General features: G+C 72.1%; 18 protein-coding genes and 1 pseudogene. 14 read left to right on the forward strand and 5 right to left on the reverse strand.

Annotated features, from left to right (window positions below):
• From meaB to R2740_RS01865, 9 genes and pseudogenes are all read left to right on the forward strand, one after another.
• The gene (gene meaB, locus R2740_RS01825) at positions 1-1,050 is read left to right on the forward strand and encodes a methylmalonyl Co-A mutase-associated GTPase MeaB (RefSeq protein ID WP_371300975.1); all 1,050 of its coding nucleotides are present in this window, start codon (positions 1-3) and stop codon (positions 1,048-1,050) included.
• A gap of 28 nt (positions 1,051-1,078) precedes the next feature.
• Positions 1,079-2,284 carry an amidohydrolase gene (locus R2740_RS01830; protein ID WP_371300976.1) on the forward strand — a complete coding sequence of 402 codons (1,206 nt, stop codon included), beginning with the start codon at positions 1,079-1,081 and terminating at the stop codon, positions 2,282-2,284.
• A gap of 153 nt (positions 2,285-2,437) precedes the next feature.
• Positions 2,438-3,556, forward strand: a complete 1,119-nt coding sequence (locus R2740_RS01835) for a BMP family protein (RefSeq protein ID WP_371300977.1) — start codon at positions 2,438-2,440, stop codon at positions 3,554-3,556.
• 134 nt (positions 3,557-3,690) lie between these two features.
• Positions 3,691-5,220, forward strand: coding sequence for an ABC transporter ATP-binding protein (locus tag R2740_RS01840; protein WP_371300978.1), 1,530 nt, complete (start codon positions 3,691-3,693; stop codon positions 5,218-5,220).
• Positions 5,217-6,314 (forward strand): ABC transporter permease, encoded by a 1,098-nt coding sequence (locus R2740_RS01845; RefSeq protein ID WP_371300979.1) that lies wholly within the window; start codon positions 5,217-5,219, stop codon positions 6,312-6,314. Before R2740_RS01840 ends, R2740_RS01845 begins: the two co-directional genes overlap by 4 nt.
• On the forward strand, positions 6,311-7,573 hold the full coding sequence (locus R2740_RS01850) for an ABC transporter permease (protein ID WP_371300980.1): 1,263 nt from the start codon (positions 6,311-6,313) through the stop codon (positions 7,571-7,573). Before R2740_RS01845 ends, R2740_RS01850 begins: the two co-directional genes overlap by 4 nt.
• Positions 7,573-7,976: pseudogene (locus R2740_RS01855) on the forward strand (cytidine deaminase). Before R2740_RS01850 ends, R2740_RS01855 begins: the two are co-directional and overlap by 1 nt.
• The gene (locus R2740_RS01860; RefSeq protein ID WP_371300981.1) at positions 7,948-9,105 is read left to right on the forward strand and encodes a cytochrome P450; all 1,158 of its coding nucleotides are present in this window, start codon (positions 7,948-7,950) and stop codon (positions 9,103-9,105) included. The pseudogene R2740_RS01855 and the gene R2740_RS01860 overlap by 29 nt, the downstream one beginning before the upstream one ends.
• A 31-nt stretch (positions 9,106-9,136) precedes the next feature.
• Positions 9,137-10,420, forward strand: a complete 1,284-nt coding sequence (locus R2740_RS01865) for a thymidine phosphorylase (protein WP_371300982.1) — start codon at positions 9,137-9,139, stop codon at positions 10,418-10,420.
• Between the two features lie 15 nt (positions 10,421-10,435).
• Here R2740_RS01865 and R2740_RS01870 read toward each other — a convergent pair whose 3' ends face one another.
• Complete coding sequence (locus R2740_RS01870) at positions 10,436-10,888, reverse strand: MaoC family dehydratase (protein ID WP_371300983.1); 453 nt, start codon at positions 10,886-10,888, stop codon at positions 10,436-10,438.
• 56 nt (positions 10,889-10,944) lie between these two features.
• Here R2740_RS01870 and R2740_RS01875 point away from each other — a divergent pair, with 56 nt between their 5' ends.
• The 4 genes from R2740_RS01875 to R2740_RS01890 all read left to right on the forward strand — a co-directional run bounded on the left by R2740_RS01875 (position 10,945) and on the right by R2740_RS01890 (position 13,910).
• Entirely contained in the window at positions 10,945-12,057 is a 1,113-nt protein-coding gene (locus R2740_RS01875; protein WP_371300984.1) for an adenosine deaminase, read from the forward strand.
• 1,060 nt (positions 12,058-13,117) lie between these two features.
• Positions 13,118-13,360 (forward strand): hypothetical protein, encoded by a 243-nt coding sequence (locus R2740_RS01880; protein WP_371300985.1) that lies wholly within the window; start codon positions 13,118-13,120, stop codon positions 13,358-13,360.
• Positions 13,357-13,728 carry a hypothetical protein gene (locus tag R2740_RS01885; protein WP_371300986.1) on the forward strand — a complete coding sequence of 124 codons (372 nt, stop codon included), beginning with the start codon at positions 13,357-13,359 and terminating at the stop codon, positions 13,726-13,728. The genes R2740_RS01880 and R2740_RS01885 overlap by 4 nt, the downstream gene beginning before the upstream one ends.
• Positions 13,725-13,910 (forward strand): hypothetical protein, encoded by a 186-nt coding sequence (locus tag R2740_RS01890; protein WP_371300987.1) that lies wholly within the window; start codon positions 13,725-13,727, stop codon positions 13,908-13,910. Before R2740_RS01885 ends, R2740_RS01890 begins: the two co-directional genes overlap by 4 nt.
• A 183-nt stretch (positions 13,911-14,093) precedes the next feature.
• Here the strand turns inward: R2740_RS01890 and R2740_RS01895 are convergent, their stop codons facing one another.
• From R2740_RS01895 to R2740_RS01910, 4 genes are all read right to left on the reverse strand, one after another.
• Positions 14,094-14,909 (reverse strand): class I SAM-dependent methyltransferase, encoded by an 816-nt coding sequence (locus tag R2740_RS01895; protein ID WP_371300988.1) that lies wholly within the window; start codon positions 14,907-14,909, stop codon positions 14,094-14,096.
• Positions 14,910-15,054: 145 nt separating this feature from the next.
• A complete protein-coding gene (locus R2740_RS01900; RefSeq protein ID WP_371300989.1) occupies positions 15,055-15,258 on the reverse strand; it encodes an NUDIX domain-containing protein in 204 nt (67 codons plus the stop codon).
• Positions 15,259-15,356: 98 nt separating this feature from the next.
• Entirely contained in the window at positions 15,357-15,953 is a 597-nt protein-coding gene (locus R2740_RS01905; RefSeq protein ID WP_371300990.1) for a hypothetical protein, read from the reverse strand.
• Positions 15,950-16,546: an ATP-binding protein gene (locus tag R2740_RS01910; RefSeq protein ID WP_371300991.1), complete on the reverse strand. Its 597-nt coding sequence runs from the start codon at positions 16,544-16,546 to the stop codon at positions 15,950-15,952. Before R2740_RS01910 ends, R2740_RS01905 begins: the two co-directional genes overlap by 4 nt.
• A gap of 94 nt (positions 16,547-16,640) precedes the next feature.
• Between R2740_RS01910 and R2740_RS01915 the strand changes: the two genes are divergently transcribed.
• Positions 16,641-18,245 carry a VWA domain-containing protein gene (locus R2740_RS01915; RefSeq protein WP_371300992.1) on the forward strand — a complete coding sequence of 535 codons (1,605 nt, stop codon included), beginning with the start codon at positions 16,641-16,643 and terminating at the stop codon, positions 18,243-18,245.

Raw genomic sequence — 18,245 nt, forward strand, 5'->3', positions numbered from 1 at the left:
ATGGGCGCCCCTGACCTCGAGGAGCTCGTCGAGGGCGTGACGGCCGGGCGGCGAGCCGCCGTCGCTCGGGCGATCACGCTCGTCGAGTCGACCCGTGACGACCACCGCCGGCAGGCCCGCGAGCTGCTGCGCCGGCTGCCCGCCCCCGAAGTGCCGGCGGTCCGGGTGGGCATCTCGGGGGTCCCCGGCGTCGGCAAGTCGACGTTCATCGAGGCGCTGGGCACGCTGCTGACCGCCCAGGGGCACCGCGTCGGTGTCCTCGCGGTCGACCCCTCCTCCACGCGCACCGGCGGCTCGGTGCTGGGGGACAAGACCCGGATGGGGCGGCTGGCCGCCGACGAGCATGCCTACGTCCGCCCCTCGCCGACGGCCGGCACCCTGGGCGGCGTGGCCCGCGCCACGCAGCAGGCGATGCTGGTGCTGGAGGCGGCGGGCTACGACGTGGTGCTGGTCGAGACGGTCGGCGTCGGCCAGTCCGAGGTCACCGTGGCCGGCATGGTCGACACGTTCTGCTTCCTCACCCTGGCCCGGACCGGTGACCAGCTGCAGGGCATCAAGAAGGGCATCCTCGAGCTCGCCGACGTGATCGCGGTCAACAAGGCCGACGGCGACCGGGAGGCGGAGGCGAGCTCGGCCGCCCGCGAGCTCTCCGGCGCGTTGCGCCTGGTCCACCATCTCGACGCTCGTGACGGGGCACCCTGGGTGCCGTCGGTGCTCACCTGCTCCGCCCTCGAGGAACGCGGCGTCGAGGAGGTGTGGGCCCAGGTGCTGGCCCACCGCGAGCACCTCGGCCGCGACGGGCTGCGGAGCAAGCGGGCCGTCCAGCAGCTGGAGTTCACCTGGGCGCTGGTCCGCGACGAGCTCGCCCGGCGGCTGACCGCCTCACCCGGCGTCGCCCGCGTCCGCGGGGAGGTCCGCGACGCGGTGCTGGCCGGCGCCATGCCCGCGACCGAGGCCGCCGACCTGCTCCTGGCGGCCTACGACGAGACGCCCCGCGCGGCGCCCGGCGACGCCGCCGGAGCGCCCGGTCCGGAGGCTCCCGCATCGTGAGCTCGCGGGCTGAACTAGGGTTTGGCTGATGCCACCTCACGCCTCCACCCCCGCCGCGGAGCTGATCGAGGCCGTCGTCGAGAAGCACGCCGACGACCTCATCGAGCTGCGGCGCGACCTGCACGCCCACCCCGAGCTGTCGTGGGCGGAGCACCGCACGACCGAGATCGCCGCGGCCCGGGTCGAGGCGGCGGGCTGGCGGGTGACCCGGCTGAAGGACAGCGGGCTGGTCGCCGACCTCGGTGACCCCTCCGACGAGCCCGGCCCGGTGGTCGCACTGCGCGCCGACCTCGACGCGCTCCCGGTGCCCGACACGACCGGCGACCCCTGGGCGAGCGAGGTCCCGGGTGTCGCGCACGCGTGCGGTCACGACGTCCACACCACCGCGCTGGTCGGTGCGGGGATCGCCCTGGCCGAGGCTCGCGCGGTGGGGCTCGCGACCGGCCGCTACCGGCTGCTGTTCCAGCCGGCCGAGGAGATCATGCCCGGCGGGGCCCTGGAGATGATGCACGCCGGGGCGCTCGAGGGCGTGACCCGGGTCTTCGGGCTGCACTGCGACCCCAGCATCGACGTCGGGACCGTGGGCCTGCGTGAGGGGCCCCTCACCGGCGCCGCCGACTCCATCGACATCTCGCTCGGCGGCAAGGGCGGGCACACCTCGCGTCCGCACCTCACCGAGGACCTCACCTTCGCGCTGGCCAAGCTGGTCACCGAGCTCCCCGCGATCCTGTCCCGCCGGCTCGACCCGCGGGCCGGCGTGAGCGTCGCGTGGGGCATCGTCTCCGCGGGCGGTGCACCCAACGTGATCCCCGCGCAGGGGCGCGTCGCGGGCACGATCCGGATGCTCGACGCGGTGGCCTGGGCCGACGCGGAGCAGCTGGTCCGCGAGCAGGTCGCGCACATCATCGCCCCCTACGGCGTCACGGCCGAGATCGTCTACCACCGGGGTGTCCCGCCGGTGGTCAACGAGCACTACTCCACGCTGCTCCTCGGCAAGGCAGTCGAGGAGGTCGTCGGCGAGACCGGCCACGTCGCGACCTCGCAGAGCCTCGGTGGCGAGGACTTCGGCTGGTTCCTCGAGCGAGTGCCCGGCGCGATGGCGCGGCTCGGCACCCGCACGCCCGGCGGGCCGACGTACGACCTGCACCAGGGGAACCTGAGGATCGACGAGCGGGCGATCGCCATCGGCGCCCGGGTGCTCGCGGGCGCGGCCGTGGTCGCCACGGGCAGCTGAGCCGGAGCGCTCTCGTCGAGACGGCCGTCACTCGTCCGGTCACCCTCCGATAACACTTCGGGGTAGCCCCTGGCGCGTACGCCCCCGGGCACGGCTAGGGTGGGCCCCCAACGCGCGACAATCTGAGGCGCGCTGGGAACTCAGGAGGAAATCTTGCGTCGACTGACCAAGATCGCTGCCGTGGTCTGCCTGGCGACGCTGTCGCTGGCCGCGTGCGGCAACAGTGACAGCGGTAGCGAGGCGTCCGGGTCCACCAAGACGGACGAGGACATCTGCAAGACCGCCACGGGCGACGGCCCCAAGATCGGTGTGGCCTACGACGTCGGCGGCCGCGGTGACCAGTCGTTCAACGACTCGGCCTACGCCGGCCTCAAGAAGGTCGTCGAGGAGACGAGCGGCACCTGCGTCGAGGCCGAGGCCGGCACCGACGAGAACGACACGACGCGCGCGGACCGGCTCCGGACCCTCGCCGACCAGGGCTTCAACCCGGTCATCGCGGTGGGCTTCATCTACAGCCCCGCCGCGGCCGAGGTGGCCAAGGACTACCCCGACACCAACTTCGCGGTCATCGACGGCTACACCGCCTGCATCCAGGACGCGTCCTGCGCGCCGAAGAAGCCGCTGGCCAACCTGTCCGACCTGACGTTCGCCGAGAACGAGGGCTCGTTCCTGGTCGGCGTGGCCGCCGGCCTCAAGACCGAGTCCAACACGGTCGGCTTCGTCGGCGGCACCCACGGGTTCCTGATCAAGAAGTTCGAGGCCGGCTACACCGCCGGTGTCGAGGCGGTCAACCCCGACGCCAAGGTGCTGGTCACCTACCTCACCGAGGACGAGAGCGACGGCAAGACCGGCTTCGAGAACCCGTCGGGCGGCAAGACCGCGGCCGAGGGCGAGCTCGACAAGGGCGCCGACATCATCTACCACGCCGCGGGCAAGTCGGGTCTGGGTGTCTTCCAGGCCGTGACCGCGGCCGGTGACGGCAAGTGGGCGATCGGCGTCGACTCCGACCAGTACCTCACGGCCAGCGCCGACGAGCAGCCGCACATCCTCACCTCGATGCTCAAGCGCATCGACACCGCGGTCTACGACTACGTCAAGGCCTCCGCGGCCGGCAACCCGCCGGTGCCGGGCATCGTCTACGACCTCAAGGCCGACGGCGTGGGCTACTCCACGTCCGGTGGCTTCGTCGACGACATCTCCGGCGAGATCGACGGCTACGCCGACAAGATCAAGTCCGGCGAGCTGGAGGTTCCGCTCCAGCCGGCGAGCTGATCGGCGGGCAGGAGATCCCGTAGCAGCACATCCCGACGACGGGGCCCGGGCAGCGCCGCGAGGCACTCCCCGGGTCCCGTCGCGTTCGGTTACGGTGAGCACGGCTCGGGCCGTCGGCTGACAGGAGGCAGTGGGTGTCCAGCACAGCGACCGCAGCGCACGAGGTGGCCGTGGCCGTGTCCGGCATCGGGAAGAGCTTCCCGGGTGTCGTGGCCAACCGCGACATCACCTTCGAGATCGAGCGCGGGACCATCCACGCGCTGGTCGGGGAGAACGGCGCCGGCAAGTCGACGCTGATGAAGATCCTCTACGGCGTGCAGCGGCCCGACGAGGGGACCATCGAGATCAACGGCGAGACGGTGTCCCTGCACTCGCCGTCCGACGCCATCGCGCGCGGGGTCGGCATGGTCTTCCAGCACTTCCAGCTCGCCGACAACTTCACCGTGCTCGAGAACGTCGTGCTCGGCGCCGAGAAGCTGCACGGGATCGGCGACGCGGCCCGCAGCGAGGTGCTGCGGATCTCCGAGGAGTACGGCTTCGGGCTCGACCCCGACGAGCTCGTGGAGGAGCTGGGCGTCGGTGAGCGGCAGCGCGTGGAGATCCTCAAGGTGCTCTATCGCGGCGCCAAGATCATCATCCTGGACGAGCCGACCGCGGTGCTGGTGCCCCAGGAGGTCGACGCGCTCTTCGCCAACCTCCGGGGGCTCAAGGCCGAGGGTCACACCCTGATCTTCATCTCGCACAAGCTCGACGAGGTGCGCGCCATCGCCGACGACATCACGGTGATCCGGAGGGGCACCACCGTCGCGTCGGTGAAGCCCGCGGACGTGTCCTCCCGCGACCTGGCCGAGCTGATGGTCGGCTCGGAGCTGCCGTCGCCGAGCACCGAGGAGAGCACGGTCACCGACCGGGTCAAGCTGACCCTCGACGGCATCACCGTGCGCGACCGCTCCGGACGTGCCGTGCTGTCCGACATCGGCTTCCAGATCCACGCCGGCGAGATCCTCGGCATCGCCGGTGTCGAGGGCAACGGCCAGACCGAGCTGGTCGACACGGTCGTCGGTCTGCTGCGGCCCGCCGAGGGCTCGATCCGGCTGGGCGAGGAGGACATCACCGGCTGGTCCACCAAGAAGCGCCGCGCGGCCGGCATCGGCGTGATCCCCGAGGACCGGCACCGGCACGGGCTGCTGCTCGACGCCCCCCTGTGGGAGAACCGCATCCTGGGTCACCAGACCCGGCCACCCAGCGTGAAGGGCCCGTGGATCGACCGGTCCGGCGCCCGCCAGGACACCGACCGCATCGTGTCGACGTACGACGTCCGCACGCCGTCCATCGACACCACCGCCCGGGCGCTGTCCGGCGGCAACCAGCAGAAGTTCATCGTCGGTCGCGAGATGAGCGGTGAGCCGGTGCTGCTGATCGGCGCCCATCCCACCCGAGGCGTCGACGTCGGGGCCCAGGCCGCGATCTGGGACCACATGCGAGCCGCCCGCCGGGAGGGGCTGGCCGTGCTGCTGATCTCCGCCGACCTCGACGAGCTGATCGGCCTGTCCGACACCATCCGGGTGCTGCTGCGCGGCAAGATCGTCGGCTCCTTCGACCCACAGACGGTGACCCCCCAGGAGCTCGGCTCCGCGATGACCGGTGCCGGAGGTGCCGCATGAAGCGCCTCGACCGCCTGGTGACGATGCTCGCGGCGCCGGTGCTGGCGCTGCTGATGGCCGGCCTGATCTCGTCGGTGCTGCTGTGGGTGACGGGCTACAGCGTCGGTGACTTCTGGTCGATCCTGCTCACCTGGCCGCAGCCCCGCCAGCTGACCAACATCCTCAACTACGGCGCGATCCTCTACCTCTCCGGTGTCGCGGCGGCGATCGGGTTCAAGATGAACCTGTTCAACATCGGTGTGGAGAGCCAGTACCGCATGGGGGTCTTCGCGGCGGCCGCCTTCGCCGGCACCGGCTGGTTGTCCGGCTGGCTGAACACCGTGGTCGCCATCGTCATCGCCATGCTGGCCGGCGCCGGCTGGGCGGCGATCGCCGCGCTGCTGCGGGTGTTCCGGGGCGTCTCCGAGGTCATCTCGACGATCATGCTCAACGCGATCGCCGGACTCCTGGTCGGCTACTTCCTGCGCCAGATCGGCGTCCAGAGCGGCAACTCGACCGCCACCAAGACGATCCCCGAGAGCAGCTGGGTCGGCGGCATCACGATCTTCTCCGACGCAGGCAACCAGCTGCTCGGGCTGTCCCTGCTGGCGGTCGTCGTGGGCGTGGCCTACTGGCTGGTCCTCGGCAAGACCCGCTTCGGGTTCAACCTGCGCGCCACCGGCATGTCCGAGACGGCCGCGGTCGCGTCGGGTGTCGACGTGAAGAAGATGATCATCGTGGCGATGCTGCTGTCCGGTGCGGTGGCCGGGCTGATCGGCATGCCGACCCTGTTCGGCGACGCCCACAACTACGGCAGCTCCTTCCAGACCGGCATCGGCTTCGCGGGCATCGCGGTGGCCCTGCTCGGCCGCAACAACCCGATCGGCATCCTGTTCGGCGCGCTGATCTTCTCCTACCTCCACGAGCAGGCCAACAACCTCAACATCCTGGCCGGCATCTCGCCCGAGATCGTCCAGGTGACCCAGGGCGTGACCGTGATCGCGGTGGTGGTCGCCTACGAGCTGGTCCGCAGGATCAAGGTCGCCCGCGAACAGGCGGCGGTGGCCGTCTCGTTGCAAGCGGATGCCGACGTCGACGAGGAGGTGGCGGCATGAGCGAGACCGCCCCCACGATGGCCCAGCGTCCCGCCCCGACCGGTGGCGACCAGACCCCGCCCCGGGTCCGCATCGCCTGGATCGGCGTCGGGGTGTTCGTGCTGCTGGCCGGCGTACGCGAGCTCACCGGCAGCAACGACATGCTCTCGACGGGCTCGCTCCGGGCGGCGCTGATCGCGGCCATCCCGATCGCACTGGCCGGCCTCGGCGGCCTGTGGTCCGAGCGCGCGGGTGTGGTCAACATCGGCCTCGAGGGCATGATGATCATGGGCACGCTCGGAGCCGGCTACTTCGGCTACCACGGAGGCGTGCTGGCCGGCATCGGCGGCGCGGTGCTGTTCGGAGCGCTGTTCGGCCTGCTCCACGCCATCGTCACCGTCTACGTCGGCGTCGACCACATCGTCTCCGGGGTCGCGATCAACATCATCGCGGCGGGCCTGGCGGCGTTCCTGGCGAAGGTGTTCTTCTCCGGCCTGCCGGGTGGGGGCCCGACCCAGTCGCCGGGGCTGCCGCACCCGGGGACGCTGCCCCTCGACTTCATCGCCGACCCGGCCAAGACGCTGGAGGACAAGGAGTGGTTCCTGGTCTCCGACGTGGCCGGGGTCGTCGGCGCGGTGACGGAGCGGATCTCCTGGCTCACGGTCTTCGCCCTGCTCCTGGTGGCGTTCACGTCGTGGTTCCTCTGGCACACGGCGTTCGGGCTGCGGCTGCGGTCGGTCGGTGAGTCGCCGTCGGCGGCGGAGTCCCTCGGCGTCAACGTCTACCTGTTCAAGGTCGTCGCGGTGACCGTCTCGGGCGGGCTCGCGGGGCTCGGCGGCGCCTACCTCGCGATGGTCGCCTCGTCGGGCTACCAGAACGGGCAGACCCTGGGGCTCGGCTACATCGGCCTGGCCGCGATGATCTTCGGCAACTGGCGCCCCTCGGGGCTGCTGGTGGCGGCGCTGCTGTTCGGCTACACCCAGTCGATCAACCTGCGCGGCGGCAGCGACTCGCTGCACTCGCTGCTGCTGGCGATCGCGATCATCCTGGTCGGCCTGGCCGCCTGGAACCTTCGCTCCAAGGCGCTGAAGCAGGCCGCGCTGTTCGCCGCCGGCGGCGGCCTGTTCCTGCTCTGGTGGGCCACGACCGAGTCGGTCTCGTCGAAGTTCACCGGCATGGCGCCCTACGTCACCACGCTGCTGGTGCTGGCCTTCGCCTCGCAGCGGCTGCGGATGCCGGCGGCCGACGGTCAGGTCTACCGGAAGGGATCGGCCGGCTGATGGTGTCGGAGCCGTGGTCCGAGGCCGACTGGGAGGAGCTGCGGTCGCGGGCCGTGGAGGCGATGCGGCACGCCTACGCGCCCTACTCCTCCTTCCCGGTCGGCGCCGCCGCCCGGGTCGACGACGGCCGGGTGGTGACCGGCTGCAACGTGGAGAACGCCGCCTACGGCGTGGGTCTGTGCGCCGAGTGCGGCATGGTGTCCCAGCTCCACGTGACGGGCGGTGGCCGGCTCACCCACGCCGTCTGCGTCGACGGCGACGGGGCGGTGCTGATGCCCTGTGGCCGCTGCCGGCAGCTGCTGTGGGAGAACGGCGGTCCCGGCCTGCTGCTGATGACGGTCTCGGGGTCCGCACGATGGACGAGGTGCTGCCGGATGCCTTCGGCCCCGACAACCTCGCTTGACCTCACCGACCCTGGGTTCGTCGCCGACCCCTACCCGTGGTTCGCCGCCGAACGGGCCCGGCACCCGGTGGCCTGGCACGACGGCCTGGGGCAGTGGCTGGCCTTCGACCACGCCTCGGTGAGCTCGGTGCAGCGCGACCGGCGCTTCGGACGGGTCTGGCAGGACCGCGAGCCGGCGTCGTACCTCGAGCCCTTCAACCTGCTGCACCGTCACCAGATGATGGAGAACGAGCCGCCCGAGCACACGAGGCTGCGCCGACCGGTGGCGCGGGCCTTCGCGCGCGGGCACGTCGACCGGCTCCGGCCCCGGGTGCGTGAGCTGGCGGACGAGCTGCTCGGCGAGGTCGACCCGGCCGGCTTCGACGTGGTCGCCGACTACGCCGAGCCGCTGCCGGTCCTGGTGATCGCCGAGCTCCTCGGCGTCGACCGTTCGATGGTCGGCTCCCTGCGCACCTGGTCACAGGCGATCGTGCGGATGTACGAGCCCGCCCCCGACGACGAGGTCGTGGGCGCGGCGGTGTCGGCGGCGGGTGAGTTCGCCGACCTGGTCCGCGAGCTGCTGGGCGAGCGCCGTGTGCACCCCCGGGACGACCTGCTGAGCGACCTGGCGGCCACCGAGCTGACCGAGGCCGAACAGGTGGCCTCGGCGGTGCTGCTGCTCAACGCCGGCCACGAGGCCTCGGTCAACGTCTTCGGCAACGGCCTGGTCGCCCTTCTCGAGCGAGGGCTGCGTCCCGGCCCCCGCGTCGAGCCGTGTGTGGAGGAGATGCTCCGCTTCGACGCGGCGCTGCAGCTGTTCGAGCGCACGGCGCTGGAGACGGTGGAGCTCGGCGGCGTGGTCGTCGAGCAGGGTCAGAGGCTCGCCGTGCTGCTCGGGTCGGCCAACCGCGACCCTGCCGTGTTCGAGGCGCCCGACGAGCTGCGCGTCGAGCGTGACCCCAACCCCCACCTCTCCTTCGGGGTGGGCGTGCACTTCTGTCTCGGCGCGCCGCTGGCACGGATGGAGCTGGCCGAGTCGGTCACCGCGCTGTTCGACCGGTTCCCCGGCCTGGGGCTGGTCGAGCCGCCCGCGCCGAGCCACACGTTCGTGCTGCGCGGCAGGCGTGGCGTGCGGGTGTCGGCGGGCTAGGCTTCCGGGTCGTCCTGAGAGGAGATGAGGCATGCAGCACGACGCCGTCGAGGTGATCATCGCCAAGCGCGACGGAGGTGAGCTCAGCGACAGCCAGATCGACTGGGTGATCGACGCCTACACCCGCGGTGAGGTCGCCGACGAGCAGATGTCGGCGCTGGCGATGGCGATCCTGCTCAACGGGATGGGCCGTCGCGAGATCGCCCGCTGGACCGACGCGATGATCCGCTCCGGCGAGCGGATGGACTTCTCCGGGCTGTCCCGGCCGACCGCCGACAAGCACTCGACCGGGGGAGTGGGCGACAAGATCACGCTGCCGTTGGCCCCGCTGGTCGCCGCGTGCGGCGCGGCCGTCCCGCAGCTGTCGGGGCGCGGCCTGGGGCACACCGGCGGCACGCTCGACAAGCTCGAGTCGATCCCGGGGTGGCGGGCCTCGGTCAGCAACGAGGAGATGCTCGACCAGCTGGAGTCGGTGGGGGCGGTCGTCTGCGCCGCCGGCGCCGGGCTCGCACCCGCCGACAAGAAGCTCTATGCGCTGCGCGACGTGACCGGCACCGTCGAGGCGATCCCGCTGATCGCCTCCTCGATCATGTCCAAGAAGATCGCCGAGGGCACCGGCGCGCTCGTGCTCGACGTCAAGGTCGGCAGCGGCGCCTTCATGAAGGACGCCGATCGGGCCCGCGAGCTGGCCCGGACGATGGTCGACCTCGGCACCGGCGCCGGCGTGCACACGGTGGCGCTGCTCACCGACATGGCCACGCCACTCGGGCGCACCGCCGGCAACGCGCTGGAGGTCGCCGAGTCGGTGGAGGTGCTGGCGGGCGGCGGTCCCGCCGACGTGGTGGAGCTGACGCTGGCGCTGGCCCGCGAGATGCTCGCGGGCGCCGGGCTCGACGGCGTCGATCCTGCCGACCGGCTCGCCGACGGTTCGGCGATGGACGCCTGGAAGGCGATGATCCGGGCCCAGGGCGGCGACCCCGACGCCCCGCTCCCCACCGCGCGGGAGACCCACGTGGTCGCCGCACCGGCCTCGGGCGTGCTCACCCGGCTCGACGCGATGGCCGTCGGGTTGGCGGCCTGGCGGCTCGGTGCCGGCCGGGCCCGCAAGGAGGACCCGGTTCAGGCGGGTGCCGGGGTCGAGTGGCACGCCCGTCCGGGCGACGAGGTGGTCGCGGGGGAGCCGCTGCTGACCCTGCACACCGACGAGGCGGATCGGTTCGAGCGGGCGCTGGCCTCGCTCGACGGGGGCTTCGACATCGCGGCCGACGGGTCGTCGTACCAGCCGGAGCCGCTGGTGATCGACCGGATCTCCTGACGCTGCGGCCCGGGCTCAGTCGAGCAGCAGCACCACGGTCTCGGCGACGCAGGCGGGCTTCGGCTCGTCCTCGATCTCGACCGTCCAGCCGAGGGTGAGCTGGAGGCCGGTGGGCAGCTCGGTGACGTCGGCGACGCTCGCGTGGGCGCGCACCCGCTTGCCGACCCGCACCGGGGCGGGGAAGCGGACCTTGTTGACGCCGTAGTTGAGCTTGGCCCCCGGCGTCGCGAGATCGAAGATCTGGGCGCCCAGCATCGGCAGCAGCGACAGCGTGAGGTAGCCGTGGGCGATGGTCCCGCCGAACGGCGTCGCGGCCGCGCGCTCGGTGTCGACGTGGATCCACTGGTGGTCGTCGGTGGCGTCGGCGAAGGCGTCCACCCGCTGCTGCTCGATGAGCAGCCAGTCGGAGCTGCCGACCTGGGTGCCGACGGCGGCGGTGAGCTCCTCGGCGGTCGAGAACGTCTGCATCGCGGCTCCTGGTTGTCGATGGGTGCGCGGACCGGGATGGGTGCCAGGATGACCCCATGCCCGACGTCTCACCCGCCGCCGAACCTACCGCCTCGCCCCGGCCCTCCCGCGAGGAGGTACGCCGGGCGCCCAAGGTGCTGCTGCACGACCACCTCGACGGTGGGCTGCGGCCGGCCACGATCGTGGAGCTGGCCCGTGAGTGCCGCCACGAGCTGCCGACCACCGACCCGGCGGACCTGGAGAGGTGGTTCGTCGAGGCGGCCGACAGCGGCTCCCTGGAGCGCTACCTCGAGACCTTCGACCACACCGTCGCCGTGATGCAGACCGCCCCGGCCCTGGCCCGAGTCGCCCGTGAGTGCGTCGAGGACCTCGCCGCCGACGGCGTGGTCTACGCGGAGGTCCGCTACGCCCCCGAGCAGCATGTGCAGGGTGGGCTGACCATGGACGAGGTCGTGGCGGCCGTCGCCGAGGGTCTCGCGGCGGGGGAGGCCGCCGCCGGAGGCAGGATCGTGGTCCGCCAGCTGCTCACGGCGATGCGCCACCAGGCGCGGTCGAGGGAGGTCGCCGAGCTGGCGGTCGCCTGGCGTGACCGCGGCGTTGTCGGCTTCGACATCGCCGGCGCCGAGGCCGGGTTCCCGCCCACCCGCCACCTCGATGCGTTCGAGTACCTCCAGCGCGAGAACGCCCACTTCACCATCCACGCCGGCGAGGCGTTCGGTCTGCCGTCGATCTGGGAGGCGATCCAGTGGTGCGGCACCGACCGGCTCGGCCACGGCGTCCGGATCGTCGACGACGTCACCGTCGGCGACGACGGAGAGGTGACGCTCGGCCGGCTGGCGGCGTACGTGCGGGACGCGCGGATCCCCCTCGAGATGTGCCCGGCCTCCAACGTGCAGACCGGCGCGGCCGCCTCGGTCGCCGAGCACCCGATCGGGCTGCTGGCCTCGCTGCGCTTCCGGGTGACCGTCAACACCGACAACCGGCTGATGTCGGGCACGTCCATGACCGCGGAGATGGCCGCGCTGGTGGAGGCGTTCGGCTACACCCTGGCCGACCTGCGCTGGTTCACGATCAACGCGATGAAGTCGGCCTTCCTGCCCTTCGACGAGCGGCTGGCGATCATCGACGAGGTGATCAAGCCCGGCTACGCCGCCATGGGTGTCGACTGACGGGTGCGGAGGCGTTTCCGCGGCCGGGCGCGGGGGCCCGTCGGTGCCTGAGGACCTCCCGGGTGGTTGATGAGCTGGCCCCGGTGGTTGAGGAACTCGCCCTAGCGAGCGTCTCGTAACCACGCGCTGGCGGGCGCAGGGTCCGCTGTGGTTGCGGTGGTTGGCAGTGACGAGCGGGAGGTCGTCGTTGGTTGCCGTGTACGGCGGCCGCCGGGTCTGCTTCGCGGGGCGCCTCCTCAACCACCGGATCGCCTCCGGTGGTGGAGGCTCGAGGAGGGTCCCGTCCACGCGTCTGAGCGTGAGCGTGGTCTGAACGGCTGCCGGGTCTGCTTCATCGGGTGCGAACCAACCCTCCGAAAGCCGGAGAGCGTCTTAACCACGCGCCAGAACCAACCCAAGAAAGCCGTCCGATTGTTGTCTCACGAGGTGGGACAAACAGGGTCTGAGCAGGCCTGATTGTCGGTGGCCCTGATTGGCTTATCGGTATGAGCCAGTCAGCCAGCGCGTTCGCGGAGGTCCCGGTGCCGGGGTCTCCGGATCGGGTGCTGGCGACGGCTCGGGCGGCGATGCGTGCGGAGCAGGCGGCTGCGGCGGCGAAGCTGGTGGCGGCGGTGGAGTGGGCGGCGTTGCACGAGCCGACGGACACGGGGGATGCGGCGTACTGGTGGGAGGCCGGCAACGTCGTGCCGCTGGCGGGTGAGGGTGCTCCGGACATCGCGGAGTTCGCGGTGGCGGAGTTCGCCACCGCGCTGGGGCTGTCCACCGACGGCGGGCGTCGGTTGGTCGGGCGGGCGTTGGAGCTGTGCTACCGGCTGCCGGAGCTGTGGGGCCGTGCAGGCGGGCACGGTGCCGGCGTGGCGGGCGACTTGGTCGCCGACGCCACGGTGTCCGCTGTCTCCGGCTGGGGCGGGGTGTGGATCGTCAGGTCGCGATCGTGGCGGGGCGGGTCTCGACCCGTCAGCTCGACGCCCTCATCCTCGAAGCGAAGATCCGCTGTGACGGGGTGGAGCGGGAGGACCCGAGAACCCCCACCCCGAGGTGCCGGACACGCCCACGGCGGGTGCACACCGATCAGGTGTCCTTCACCGGCACCGTCGCCGTCACCGGTGAGCTGGACCTGGCCGACGCCCTGCACCTCGACCAGGCGCGCTGGCCGGTGCCCGAGCAGCTGAGGCTCGCCGGGTCGACCGAGTCGCTGGATGCCCGGCGGGCGACCGCGCTCGGCGAGATGTCCCGGACCCAGCTCGCCCTCTCCTACGACAGTGATCCCGAGGGTCCGACCGCGGCCCGCGGCGGCCGGTGACGTTGTTCCTGCACCTCTCCGAGCAGGCGCTTCACCGGCGAGGGGGTGGCCGGGGCGGCGGTGAGAACACCCGCACCCCGATCGACGCAGACGCCATCCGGGCGTGGTGTGGCCACCCCGACGCGACGGTGACCGTCAAGCCGGTCCTCGACCTGGCCGGGCATGTGCGGGTGGATCAGTACGAGGTCCCCGACCGGCTCAAGACCCTGGTGGACCACCGCGACGGCCACTGTGTGTTCCCGTGGTGCACCAGACCAGCCCGACGGTGCGACCACGACCACGTGGTCCCGTTCGACGAGGCCGACCCCGACCGGGGCCGACCTGCGGCTGCAACATCGCCCCACTCTGCCGGAGCCATCATCGGTTGAAGACCCACACCCCGTGGCGCTACACCGTGATCGAACCCGGGACCTACCTCTGGTCGACCCCGCACGGCTACCGGCTCCTCGTCGACCACACCGGCACCCGCGACGCCACCCCCGACGGCCACGCTCCGAGCACCCCATGCCTTCACCGGATCGGCGACGACGCCGACCCACCCGACGACTAGCCACCCCGCCCCGACACCCCGCCGACTCGGGCACCGGCGGGGACACCGGCACGCCCAGAGGTTGAAGCATTGCTTCCCCGCTTGCCGAGAAGACGGTGCGCCGGTCGCACCATCTGCGCTGTGAGTCGGCTGGTCCGAAACGGCTTGCTCCAGACCTCGAGAGGCCTGGCCGCGGCGAATGACTCAGACATGAACAACGGTGGCGTGGACCTCCATCGGCCAGACCAACCCGCCTTCGTCGGCGATCATCTTGTCGATCAGCGGAGTCGCGCGTTCGCGGGCAGCAGTGAGCAGTCCCTGCTCCTGCAGCTCCTCCAAGAGTCGTCGGTAGCCATGCGACCAGGACCATTCGAACCAATGATCGGCATCGGACAGCCGAACCAAGTGCACTCGGGTCTCGGTAGTCGGGTCCGACCACCCCTGCTCCGTGAGGTAGGTGTGCATCGCCGCGGGAGACTCGAATGGTCCGTCGTCGAGTGGCTGGTCTGACTCCGGCAGGTCTGCTTCGAGGGCGTTGAACACCGCCTCCTGGGGTGCGTCAAGGGCACCGGGCCAGGTGAAGCCGAGCCTGCCGGGCCGGGTCAGCGCCGTTCGGTAGCGGGAGAGCGCCGCGTCCAGCGATGGCAGGAAGAACAACACCAAGCCCGCCTGGACGACATTGAACGGGCCGGGGGGTGGGTGCTCGGCATCGCCGACCTCGACCCTCAGCCAGGGCATCGCATTGCTCGCCCGTCGAACGGACTCGACCATGGACACCGCGAGGTCCGTGGCGAGGACACTTCCCGATGCCCCCACCGCGTGTGCGGCAGGGATGGCGCTCGCACCCCGACCGCAGCCGACGTCGAGCACCCGCTCGCCGGGCTGTGGCGCAGTCCGACTGACGAGGAAGCGGCCAGCGGGTGCGAAGTACTCGGTGCCGACCTGGTCGTATGTTCCGGAAGCGCGATCGAAGGCAGCGGCAACACGTGCCTTGATCTCCTCCGAGGATGCCTCGCCCATCCGGGCATCGTGTCACTGGGATCGGCCCGCTGGGAACCGCGGCGTCACCAACTGCGCGCCGGTGCCGCCAGGAGAGGCGGCCGGTCACGCGACAGCCGATCAGGTCGGCGCAGATCCCGAAGTGCGTCGGCGACGGAGGCGCGGATCAGTGGGTGCGCAAGGCGGCAGTGACGTCGAGGTCGTCGACGCCGAGCTCTTCGTGAAGCTCCCTGGCCAGCGCGCTCCACTCCGACTCGCCCGCTTCGACGACACCGCCAGGAAGGTCCCAGGCACCGGGGTGAACCTGCTTGTCGAACCTGCGGTGTCCGAGGAGAACCCGCCGGTCGACGACCAGCGCTCCCACCACCACGTCACCACGGGGCGATCCAAGCACCGACGGCCGACAGCCCCCTGGCTCATGCCGCGAGCGCAACGCAGGACGGAAGGCACGCTGGCGCGCACCAGACGTCACTCCGGCAGCACCACGAACCAGGCGCGGTTCCAGCGACCGAACGGCAGCGACCCTTGGGCCAGCTGCGACGGCGTGAGGGTCACGACCTGGCCGGGCCACGGGTCGAAGACGGCGAGGCCGCCGTCGTCCTCGGCGCCCACGACGAGGACGACGTGGCGCGGTGACCACAGGTTGCCGACGTACGCCGCCGCGGGGTGGCCGGCGAGCACGGCGGAGCGGATCGCAGAGACGGGGAGGCCGCCGAGGGCGGGGCGCCAGCGGTAGCGCACGCTGCCGGCGGACAGCTGGTTGGCGACCGCCCACGGTGGGGTGCCGAGCTTGCTGGGCCACGGCATCTGCAGGCCGCCGGTCGCGGCGACCGGCCCGATGATCCGGCGGTGCATGGCGAGCGTCTCGCTGCGGAACCGGTCGAGCGCGGTGCCGACGGTGGCGAACCCGGGCACGGTCGCGCTGCCCTCGAGCAGCAGCGCGGCGTACCCCTCGTCGCGGACGACCCGGGCGACCACCGAGGACGCCGCGCCGCACGAGAAGTCGTCGGGCTGGGGCAGGCGCTGCGCCAGCAGCCGGGCCGCCTCCGGACCGCCGATCCTCATCGGAGCAGCTCCTGCAGCCGCTCGAAGGCCTCGTCGGCCGAGACCACCTCACACCCTGCCCGTCGCGTCCGCTCCACCACGTCCTCCTGGTCGCGCATCAGCGCCAGTCCCCGGCGGACCAGCACCACGGGAGGCTTGCGGCGTTCCTTCAGGTCCCGGACGAGCCGCCTCCCGAAGGTGAGGAGCCGGTGCTGGGTCACGGAGTACGCCGCGGCCAGCAGCTCTCGTCGGCGGAGCTCGGCGACCACCTCATGAGCGAAGATCCCCTCCGCCACGAAGTACGCCGACCCGTCCAGGTCCAGCTCCCGGCTGCCGGTGCGGCCGTTGCGGGCCAGCTCGTAGACCGGCACCTCCGCCCGACCGTGGCGGCACAGCTCGCCGATGGTCGCGAGCGCCTCGTCGGGCAGCCAGGCGGCCGGGTCGTCCCAGTCGACCAGCCCGGCGTTGGCTCCCCCGGAGATGAGCGGGAGGGCGGGATCGGACCCGTCGCGGTAGAAGTCGTCCAGGCGCAGCACGGGGAGTCCCAGCCGGGCCGCGAGGTGCGACTTGCCGGCCCCGGACGGGCCGGCGAGGACGATGGCGCGGGCGGGCACCGGCACATTCTGCCCGACCGCGAGGGTCCGGGCACCTGCGCTAGGGTCCACCTGCGGGGGCCAGGGGTGGACGACTCGGGAGGGGAGACGACCCGTGCCAGGCGGGACGCATGCCGCAGGGAGCAGCTCGTCCCTGCGTGGGTTGGCGCTGGTCGCCGTCGTCGGCGTGATGGCCGCGGCGGTGTCGGCGGGCCTGTGGTGGACCCGCCAGGACGAGCCACCGGCGGCCTCCTCGAGCTGCACCGACCAGTCGCTCTCCGTGGCGGTGCCCGCGGCGCTGGCCGAGGTGGCCACCACGGCCGCCGCGGCGCTCTCCGACGACTGCCGCACGCTCACCGTCGACACCCGCGAGGCCTCCGAGGTCGCCGACGCCGCCGCGTCCGGTGACCCGTTGCCGGACCTGTGGCTCACCGACGCGCCCTGGACGCTGACCGGTCTGGCCGAGCAGGGCGTGCAGACCGAGGTGGTGGCAGCGGCGGTCGCGAGCTCTCCAGTGCTGCTGGTCGGCGGCCCGGCGGCCGCCTCGGCGCCGACCTGGGGCGACGAGCTCGCCGCGGGGGTGGTGGCGCTCCCCGACCCCGCCTCCGACCCGGTCGGGACGCTCGCGCTCTCCGCGCCGCAGGCCGAGGAGGAGCAGGTCGGGCGCAGCGACGACGAGACCAAGCAGCTGCTGGTCCCGCTGGCCCAGGGCTATGCCGAGCTGCGCGCCGACGACGTCACCGCCGACACCTCGCTCGACACCCTGACGGCCAGCTCCACCCGGGTGGTGGCCACGTCCGAGCAGTCCTACCTGGAGTCCCGGCGTGGCAACGACCTGCTCCAGATGGTGACCCCGGGCACCGGCGCCCCCCTCCTGCAGTACTCCCTGGTGACGCCGGCCGACGCCGATCAGGCCGTGGCCCAGGCCGCGGCGGACCTGGCCGCGTGGTTCGCCTCCGGTCCCGGGGACCAGGGGCTGGCCGACGCGCGGCTGCGGCGCGGTGACGGCTCCATGGTCGTGTCGCGCGGCGCTCGGCGGGTCGACCTGCTGCCGGCGCCGTCCGCCGAGCAGGTGCTCACCGACCTGCGCACCTGGCAGGTGCTCAGCGTCCCGTCCAGCGTGCTGGGCGTCTTCGACGTCTCGGGTTCGATGGACGAGCTCGAGGGCGCCCAGACCCGGGCCCAGCTGGCCGCCGGGGTCGTGTCCGCCGGGCTGGACGCCTTCCCCGACAGCGCCAGGGTCGGGCTGTGGGCGTTCTCGATCGACCTCGGTGGACCGGGACAGGACTGGCGCGTGATGCAGCCCGTACGCCGGCTCGACGAGACCGTCGAGGGGGTCAGCCAGCGCGACCTCCTCAAGTCGTCGGCGGCGACGCTCCCCGACATCACGACCGGCGGGACGGGGCTCTACGACACGACGCTCGCGGCCTACCGGCAGGCCTTGAAGGACTACGACGCCAACTACGCCAACTCGGTGATCCTGCTGACCGACGGCGCCAACGACGACCCCGGGTCGATCTCGCTGTCCCGGCTGCTGGACCGGCTGGAGGAGCTGCGCGACCCGCAGCGGCCGGTCCGGATCATCGGGCTCGCCATCAGCGAGGACGCCGACTTCGCGGCGCTGCGCAAGATCGCCCGGGCGACCGGCGGCAAGGCCTACCGCGCCGCCGACCCGGCCACCATCGGCGCCGTGTTCAACGAGGCGATCTCGAGCCGCTGA

The sequence above is a fragment of the Nocardioides sp. genome (assembly GCF_041393715.1).
Lineage (GTDB): Bacteria > Actinomycetota > Actinomycetes > Propionibacteriales > Nocardioidaceae > Nocardioides.

Bases quoted from the DNA above. Each gene is read 5' to 3' on its own strand.
- meaB (WP_371300975.1), top strand. From the start codon at position 1: ATGGGCGCCCCTGACCTCGAGGAGCTCGTCGAGGGCGTGACGGCCGGG.
- R2740_RS01830 (WP_371300976.1), top strand. From the start codon at position 1,079: ATGCCACCTCACGCCTCCACCCCCGCCGCGGAGCTGATCGAGGCCGTC.
- R2740_RS01845 (WP_371300979.1), top strand. From the start codon at position 5,217: ATGAAGCGCCTCGACCGCCTGGTGACGATGCTCGCGGCGCCGGTGCTG.
- R2740_RS01850 (WP_371300980.1), top strand. From the start codon at position 6,311: ATGAGCGAGACCGCCCCCACGATGGCCCAGCGTCCCGCCCCGACCGGT.
- R2740_RS01860 (WP_371300981.1), top strand. From the start codon at position 7,948: ATGCCTTCGGCCCCGACAACCTCGCTTGACCTCACCGACCCTGGGTTC.
- R2740_RS01865 (WP_371300982.1), top strand. From the start codon at position 9,137: ATGCAGCACGACGCCGTCGAGGTGATCATCGCCAAGCGCGACGGAGGT.
- R2740_RS01870 (WP_371300983.1), bottom strand. From the start codon at position 10,888: ATGCAGACGTTCTCGACCGCCGAGGAGCTCACCGCCGCCGTCGGCACC.
- R2740_RS01875 (WP_371300984.1), top strand. From the start codon at position 10,945: ATGCCCGACGTCTCACCCGCCGCCGAACCTACCGCCTCGCCCCGGCCC.
- R2740_RS01895 (WP_371300988.1), bottom strand. From the start codon at position 14,909: ATGGGCGAGGCATCCTCGGAGGAGATCAAGGCACGTGTTGCCGCTGCC.
- R2740_RS01905 (WP_371300990.1), bottom strand. From the start codon at position 15,953: ATGAGGATCGGCGGTCCGGAGGCGGCCCGGCTGCTGGCGCAGCGCCTG.